The sequence below is a fragment of the Agaricicola taiwanensis genome (assembly GCF_014635245.1).
Lineage (GTDB): Bacteria > Pseudomonadota > Alphaproteobacteria > Rhizobiales > Methylopilaceae > Agaricicola > Agaricicola taiwanensis.
Map to the genome: position 1 here is coordinate 1 of NZ_BMCP01000014.1, position 7,200 is coordinate 7,200.

General features: G+C 64.5%; 7 protein-coding genes. 4 read left to right on the top strand and 3 right to left on the bottom strand.

Annotated elements, in window-relative coordinates; translation table 11 throughout:
• Positions 1 to 282: 282 nt before the first annotated feature.
• From IEV58_RS18030 to IEV58_RS18040, 3 genes are all read left to right on the top strand, one after another.
• The gene (locus IEV58_RS18030; protein ID WP_188411314.1) at positions 283 to 930 is read left to right on the top strand and encodes a glutathione S-transferase family protein; all 648 of its coding nucleotides are present in this window, start codon (positions 283 to 285) and stop codon (positions 928 to 930) included.
• 380 nt (positions 931 to 1,310) lie between these two features.
• Positions 1,311 to 1,697, top strand: a complete 387-nt coding sequence (gene rnk / locus IEV58_RS18035; protein WP_188411315.1) for a nucleoside diphosphate kinase regulator — start codon at positions 1,311 to 1,313, stop codon at positions 1,695 to 1,697.
• A gap of 233 nt (positions 1,698 to 1,930) precedes the next feature.
• Positions 1,931 to 2,140: a hypervirulence associated TUDOR domain-containing protein gene (locus IEV58_RS18040; protein ID WP_188411317.1), complete on the top strand. Its 210-nt coding sequence runs from the start codon at positions 1,931 to 1,933 to the stop codon at positions 2,138 to 2,140.
• Between the two features lie 216 nt (positions 2,141 to 2,356).
• Here the strand turns inward: IEV58_RS18040 and IEV58_RS18045 are convergent, their stop codons facing one another.
• The 3 genes from IEV58_RS18045 to galE all read right to left on the bottom strand — a co-directional run bounded on the left by IEV58_RS18045 (position 2,357) and on the right by galE (position 5,896).
• Positions 2,357 to 3,520, bottom strand: coding sequence for an SGNH/GDSL hydrolase family protein (locus tag IEV58_RS18045; protein WP_188411319.1), 1,164 nt, complete (start codon positions 3,518 to 3,520; stop codon positions 2,357 to 2,359).
• A gap of 31 nt (positions 3,521 to 3,551) precedes the next feature.
• Positions 3,552 to 4,805 carry a lytic murein transglycosylase gene (locus tag IEV58_RS18050; protein WP_188411321.1) on the bottom strand — a complete coding sequence of 418 codons (1,254 nt, stop codon included), beginning with the start codon at positions 4,803 to 4,805 and terminating at the stop codon, positions 3,552 to 3,554.
• An 86-nt stretch (positions 4,806 to 4,891) separates the two neighbouring features.
• Positions 4,892 to 5,896 carry a UDP-glucose 4-epimerase GalE gene (galE, locus tag IEV58_RS18055; RefSeq protein WP_188411323.1) on the bottom strand — a complete coding sequence of 335 codons (1,005 nt, stop codon included), beginning with the start codon at positions 5,894 to 5,896 and terminating at the stop codon, positions 4,892 to 4,894.
• Between the two features lie 198 nt (positions 5,897 to 6,094).
• On the opposite strand from galE, the gene galU reads away from it, so the two are divergent.
• Positions 6,095 to 6,964, top strand: a complete 870-nt coding sequence (gene galU, locus IEV58_RS18060) for a UTP--glucose-1-phosphate uridylyltransferase GalU (RefSeq protein WP_188411325.1) — start codon at positions 6,095 to 6,097, stop codon at positions 6,962 to 6,964.
• Positions 6,965 to 7,200: the final 236 nt, after the last annotated feature.

Consider the following 7,200-nt stretch of genomic DNA (forward strand, 5'->3'; position numbering starts at 1 on the left):
CTCACACAGAACCAAAACCCGCCCCCATGAGTGTCAGGGATGTCTCCGAACGAGTGTCAGGGATGTCTCCGGTCTTTACACTAGTGACTGACATCCACGCCTTCGCTGTTTCTCTCCGATGAAGAGAGGGAGCGATTGCCAAACCTGCTTGGCAATCCATGCCCTGTCAGGACCACCCACGCCGTAAAAGGCGTGGATGCTCGCCACAAGGGCGAGCATGACGGAATAAGCCCGCAGACGGAGGGCAAAGGAAAGGCTACGCTCGCCATCAGGAGGACACCCATGCTCGAACTCTACGGCCATCCCTTTTCATCCTTCACCTGGAAGCCCTTGATCGCGCTTTACGAGCGTGAGGTGCCCTTCACCTTTCACACGGTGGACCCTGGCCACCCCAACAATCAGGCGCTTATCGACCGCCTGTCGCCCACGGGCCATTTTCCCGCGCTGGTCGACGGCGAGGTCGAGGTGACGCAGAGCAATGCGGTGATCGAATATCTCGACCTGCACGGCGGCGCGGCGCCCATGGTGCCGGAGGACCGCCGCGAGGCCATCGAGGCGCGCATGCTGGCGGAGGTGTTCGACAACTATATCAACGTGCCCTTGCAGCGTGTGGTGAAGGAAGCCTTCCGTCCTGAGGACGCCAAGGACCCCTTCGGCGTCACGGCGGCCCGCAAGACGCTGACGAAAACCTATGCCTGGCTTGAGACGAAGCTCGCCGATCGCACCTGGGCCATCAGCAACCGCTTCAGCATCGCCGACTGTGCCGCCGCGCCCGCGCTCTTCTATGCCGATTGGGTGGAGCCGATCCCTGCGGGCGCTGTTGCCGAGTATCGCGCCCGCCTGCTGGCGCGCGATTCCGTCGTCCGCGTGGTCAACGAGGCCCGCCCCTATCGAAAGCTCTTCCCGCTGGGTGCGCCGGATCGGGATTGAGGCCAGCCCAAATTCGACGGCGCGAAACCCCGCTCTTGGCACGTCATGCCCGCGCTTGGCGCGGGTATCCACGACTTCCTTTCAAGGCTGCAAACTCGTGGATGACCAGGCCAAGCCCGGTCATGACGAAGCAGAGAGCATTTCCGCATAGTGCGCGATCAGCTCTCACTTGACATTCCGCTCGGCCGAGCCGACCTTCTACTTATGACCAAGCACGCGCCGACACAGATTTTCAGGATCGTCCCCATCGCGGGATAGAAGCCCCGGCTCGGCCGCCCCCGAGACGGGGGAAGGTCTCTTTTTTTTACAACAGACATGAACTGCCCGCGTCACCGCCAGGCCCCTGGCCTGATGGGGCGTGCGACTGAAAGACGAACACCATGAGCAAGCCAAGCATCACCATCAGCAAAACCGACCACGAGCGCCTCACCACCATGGCCAACGGCCTTCTCGACGCGAAGCCGGAGCTGGCCGACGTCCTGCTCAACGAGCTGGAGCGCGCCCGTGTCATCGAGCGCGGCGCTGCGCTGCGCGATACGGCGCAGATGGGATCGACGGTGGAATATAAAACCGCCGAGGATGCCGCGCGCCGTGTCACCCTGGTCTATCCGGCCGAAGCTGATATCGCCGAGGGTAAGGTCTCGATCCTGACCCCCATCGGCACCGCCCTCCTCGGCCTGCGCGCCGGCCAGTCCATCGACTGGACCGCCAACGACGGCCGCAAGCACCGGCTGACGGTGCTGTCGGTGGAGCCGAACGAGGGCTGACCGGCCTGCCTCCGTCATCCCAAGGCCTGGCCTTGGGATCCACGACTTCAACAGCGGCCGGAAGAGAATTCGTGGATGGCAAGACCAAGTCTTGCCATAACGATTCAGAGACACACGCCTGTTTCGAGGCTTTGGCCCTTCGGCCAACCCCAGCATGAGGCTCGTGGCCCTGGAACCCTCTTCCCGCTGCCGGTTTCCCTCTCCGGAAGGTCTTAGACGACAGGATCAGCGAGATGGCCAAAGAGCTGAAGAAGGGCGACAAGGTGGAATGGGACACGAGCCAGGGCAAGACCCATGGCGAGGTGGTCAAGAAGCAGACCAGCCGCACCCAGATCAAAAGTCATACGGTCGCGGCGTCCAGGGACAACCCGCAGTACATCGTGAAAAGCGCCAAATCCGGCAAGGAAGCGGCGCATAAGCCCGAGGAACTGCGCAAGCGGTGATCTTGCCGTTTTTGGCATCCACGGCTGTAACGGCCGTAGAGAGGTTCGCGGTCGTGGCCCATGCTTCGAGACTTGGCCTTCGGCCAACCTCAGCATGAGGGTAGTGATCGGGGCACGCTCGGAGAAGAGCTGTTCAAACCCACGAACCTCATCCTGAGGGGCCCGAAGGGCCATCTCGAAGGATAAGCCCCACCCTCCCGAGGCACTGAGCCGCCCCTAATCCGCCTGCCAGCGGAAGTCGTCGGCGCGGCCGAGCGGCGCGGGGCTGTGCGCGCCTTCCGTGCCGCGCGCGATGGCCGGCAGATTGGCGTCGAGCAGCGTCGCGCCCGGCGTGCGCGGCGCGGAGGTGAGGATGTGGATGGAGACGTCCTCCATATCAGGTGAGTTGGCTACAGCCTCGCCTGGCGTGTCGGCTGGGAACAGCCGGCGTATGTGAAGCTCCGCATTATGAGCGAATTTGCGGGCGCCGGCGCGGGTGAAGCCGACGCCGTCCTGCAGCCGCAGGCGCACCTTGCTGCCATCTAGCGCGGGGCCCGTCGTGGCGAACATCTCGTTCTCGTCGATGAAGCCGTCCCATACATCGTGGAACGACGCGCCGAAGCCGATGAGGCGCTGGCGCAGAAGCTCGTTGATGTGGGCGTTGCCGGCGCTTTCTTTCTCATCGGCCACCGGCGGAAGCCCGAGCCAGACCACCGGGAGGCGCCGTTCGGTGAGCGCGATCAGCGCCTCGTCGATGCGGGTGGCGAAAAGCTGGTTCCAGCGCGCCGAGCGGAAGGCCACCTCCGCATTACCATCCTCGATGGGACGCTGGTCCTGCCGGCCGATGGCCAGCACCACCGCATTGATCTTCTCGCCGCCGCCAAGCAGCGTGCGCAGCGAGGCCGCCAGCGCCGGATCGCCGGCGGCGATGCCCCGCCCCGGCGCGATCTTACGGACGATGGCGATGTCGGGCCGATCTTCCAGCGCCTCCTCCAGCCCATCGGCGGCGGCGGTGGCATAATCGTCCCCCACCACCGCGACGAAATATTTCGGCTCCACCTTCGGCTTGGGCGGCTGCGCCGGAGCCGCCGCGCGCGGCGCGACGCCGGTGCGGCCCGCGGAGGCGGGCACCCGCTGCGGCACCTGCACCTCGCGGTTCCCCCCGCCGAAGAGGCGGTCCAGGAAGGGAATGCGGAAGCCCTGTCGCTGCGGCGGGGCCTGCACCTGGGGTGGCAGTTGGCGGCCGCGCACCGGAGGGCGGGTGTAGATCACTTCGCCGGGCTCGGCCTGGCGGATGCGCTGCGCGGCGGCGGGAGCGGGCTCAAGCACCGTGAGCGCGAGCAGAAGGGCCGCTACCGCCATGGCGCCAAAGCCCGTTATGCTCCACCGCTTGTCCGCCACGGCCGATCCCCGCAACCCGACCACGCGGCGCTCAGCGCCGCTTCTGCAGGTGCTTTATCAGATCCTCGGACGGATGCCCATCGGAGGGAAGGCCCGCCGATGCCTGATAGGCGTGGATCGCCTCCCGGGTCTGCATGCCGATGACGCCGTCGATCTCGCCCACGGGATAGCCGCGCGAGGCGAGCAGCGTCTGCAGTTCGGTGCGCTGGCCCTCCGAAAGGGCCTTCTGCTCCACGGGAAAGGGATGCACGAAGTCGTCCCCGCCCCGGATGCGGTCCGCAAGATGGCCCACCGCCAGCGCATAGTTGTTGGAGTTGTTGTAGCGCTTGATGACGTCGAAGTTCGGCAGCATCAGGAAGGCGGGGCCATTGGCGCCTGCGGGCAGGTGCAGCCAGGCCTTGTCGCTGGGGCGCGGGAAGCCCTGGCCATTGGCGCGGCGGATGCCGTGGCGCGACCATTGCGCCAGCGTCGCCTTGCCCATCTTCTTGGCTTGCCTGAGATCGAAGCCCCGGGGCACGGTGACTTCATAGCCCCAGGTCTCGCCGGTGCGCCAGCCGCGCTTTTTCAGATAGAAGGCTGTTGAGCCCAAGGCATCGGGAATGGTGGTCCAGATGTCGCGCCTGCCGTCGCCGGTGAAATCGATGGCATAGGCGTTGAAGCTGGAGGGCATGAACTGCGTGTGCCCCATGGCACCCGCCCAGGAGCCGGCCATGTCCTGCGGCTTCACATGGCCCTGCTGCAGGATGACGAGCGCATTGATCAGCTCCTTGCGGAAGAAGTCGGCGCGGTAGCCGTTGTAGGTCAGCGTCGCCAACGCCTGGATGACATTGTGTCCGCCGAGGTAGCCGCCAAAGTTGGTCTCATTGCCCCAGATGGAGAGCACCACATAGCGATCGACGCCGATCTGGCGCTCCACCGCGTCCAGCGCGCGCTCCCACTCCTTGGCCTTGGCCCGGCCATTCTCGATGCGCGCGTCGGAGACACGGCGGGCGAGATAGGCGCCGGTGGTCTCCGTGAACTCCGCCTGGCGGCGGGTGGATTGCATCACCTTGGCATCGGGCGTCACGCCGTGGAAGGCCGCGTTGAACGTTGCGCGCGAGACGCCACGCTTATGGGCGGCCGGCCACAGCTCTTCGATGAAGCTCTGAAAGCTCTTTGCTTGAGCGCTCGACGGCGCGGCCAACAAGGCCACTCCGAACAGGGCGAGCGCGAGGATCGGTGCACCGAAAAGCCGCGTCGCGCGGCGGCTCCCGGACACCGGCCTTGAGGCAGGCTGATGCAGCATGGGCGCGTTCCGGATATTGCGGCGCGCGAACCACCGCGCGCCTTCGTTTACAAACACCAAACGAGCTCATCATGGTTTCAATTTGATTAACTGGAAACCCGGTCCTGTTCGTGGGCGGCACCAAGCCTCTTTTCCCAGGCCAGCGCCTGGGTCACGATCCCGTCAAGATCGTCGTGACCAGGCACCCAGCCGAGCTGCTGGCGGATGAAATCGGCCTTGGCGACGATCATGGCCGGGTCGCCCGCGCGGCGCGGCCCGAGATCGGCGCGAAAATCGATGCCGGATGCCCGCTTCACCGCCTCGATCACCTCCAGCACCGAAAAGCCACGGCCATAGCCGCAGTTGGCGGTGATGCTGCCGCCGCCCTGCCTGAGGTGCTGAAGCGCCACCACATGGGCCTCGGCAAGGTCGGTGACATGGATGTAGTCACGCACGCAGGTGCCGTCCGGCGTCGGGAAATCGGTGCCGAAGACGTCCATCTTGGGCCGCTGGCCCAGCGCCGTCTGGCACGCCACCTTGATGAGATGGGTCGCATTGGGCGTCGACTGGCCGGAGCGGCCCTGAGGGTCGGCGCCCGCCACATTGAAGTAGCGCAGCACCGCATAGGTGAAGCCATGGGCAGCGGCCGCATCGCGCAGCACCCATTCCGACATCAGCTTCGACGTGCCATAGGGCGACATGGGCGCGGGCACCGCATCCTCGCCCACCGGGTTGGTGAGCGGGTTGCCGTAGACGGCAGCGGTGGAGGAGAAGATGAAGTGCTTCACGCCCGTCTTCACCGCCGTCTCGATCAGGTCACGCGTCTTGGCGGTGTTGGCGTGATAGTAGAGGAGCGGGTTCTCAACCGATTCCGGCACCACGATTTTCGCCGCGAAATGGGCGATCTCGGTGACGCCATGGTCGGCGATCAGCCGGGCCACCAGCTCACGGTCGGCGACATCGCCCTCCACCACCGGCACACCATCGGCCACCGCCCAGGGAAAACCGGTGGAAAAATCATCGAGGACCACCACATCCTCGCCCCGGTCCTTCAGCGCGAGCACCATGTGGCTGCCGATATAGCCCGCGCCACCAGTCACCAGAATTGCCATGCAAGAACCCCCTGTGTTCGGAACGTTTTGCCCGGACATGGGTTACCGTCCGGTGAAACCTTCCGCGCCACTATGATCCAACTTTGTGGCAGACTGTGACCTGTGCTTCATAATTCGGCACAATCATCGGCCTGCCATAGTCCGGCCGTCATTTTTGATTTCCTGACCCGCCTTCCCTCAACAACTCCGAAGAGACCCATGACCCGTATCCGCAAAGCCGTCTTCCCCGTCGCCGGTCTCGGCACCCGCTTCCTGCCGGCCACCAAGGCCGTGCCGAAGGAGATGCTGACCGTGGTCGACATGCCGGTGATCCAGCATGTGGTTGACGAGGCGCGCGAAGCGGGTATCGAGCATTTCATCTTCGTCACCGGCCGCAACAAGGGCGTGATCGAGGATCATTTCGACAAGCAGTATGAGCTCGACGACACGCTTCAGCGCCGCAACAAGGCGGAAGCGATCGAGATCCTGAGGAAGCAGCTGCCGGCCGCCGGCACCACCAGCTTCACCCGTCAGCAGGAGCCGCTCGGCCTCGGACATGCCGTCTGGTGCGCCCGCGACATCGTGGGTGACGAGCCCTTCGCCGTGCTCCTGCCCGACATGCTGCATCATGGCCCCAGCTGCCTGAAGGGCATGATCGACGTCTACAACGAAACGCAGGGCAACATCATCGCCGTCTATGAGGTGCCGCAGGCGCAGGTGCATCAATATGGCATCGTCGGCGTCGGCGAGACGCGCGGGCCCGGCTTCAAGGTCACCTCCATGGTGGAAAAGCCCAAGGCTAACGTCGCCCCATCCAACTACGCCATCTCCGGCCGCTACATCCTTCAGCCCGAGATCTTCAATTTGCTGGAAAAGCAGGGCGCGGGGGCCGGCGGCGAAATCCAGCTCACCGACAGCATGCTGACGCTGGCCGAGAAGAGCGACTTCTTCGGCTACAAGTTCGACGGCAAGATCTACGACACCGGCTCCAAGATCGGCTTCCTCACCGCCAACGTCGCCTATGCCCTCAGCCGCGGTGAGTTAAAGGACGACTTCCGCAAGGAATTGGAAGAACTGCTGAAGGCTTGAGTTTTCAGTTTCAGTAACAGCCTCCGCTTCTCGCCGAAGCGGAGGCTGTTTTGTTTCCGGGAACAGCCAACCCGTCATGCTCGCCCCTGTGGCGAGCATCCACGAATACCTTTTTCTGCCGCAGCCGTTGCTGAAGGCGTGGATGCTAGGCACAAGTGTAAAGACCGGAGACATCCCTGACACTCGTTCGGAGACATCCCTGACACTCATGGGGGCGGGTTTTGGTTCTGTGTGAG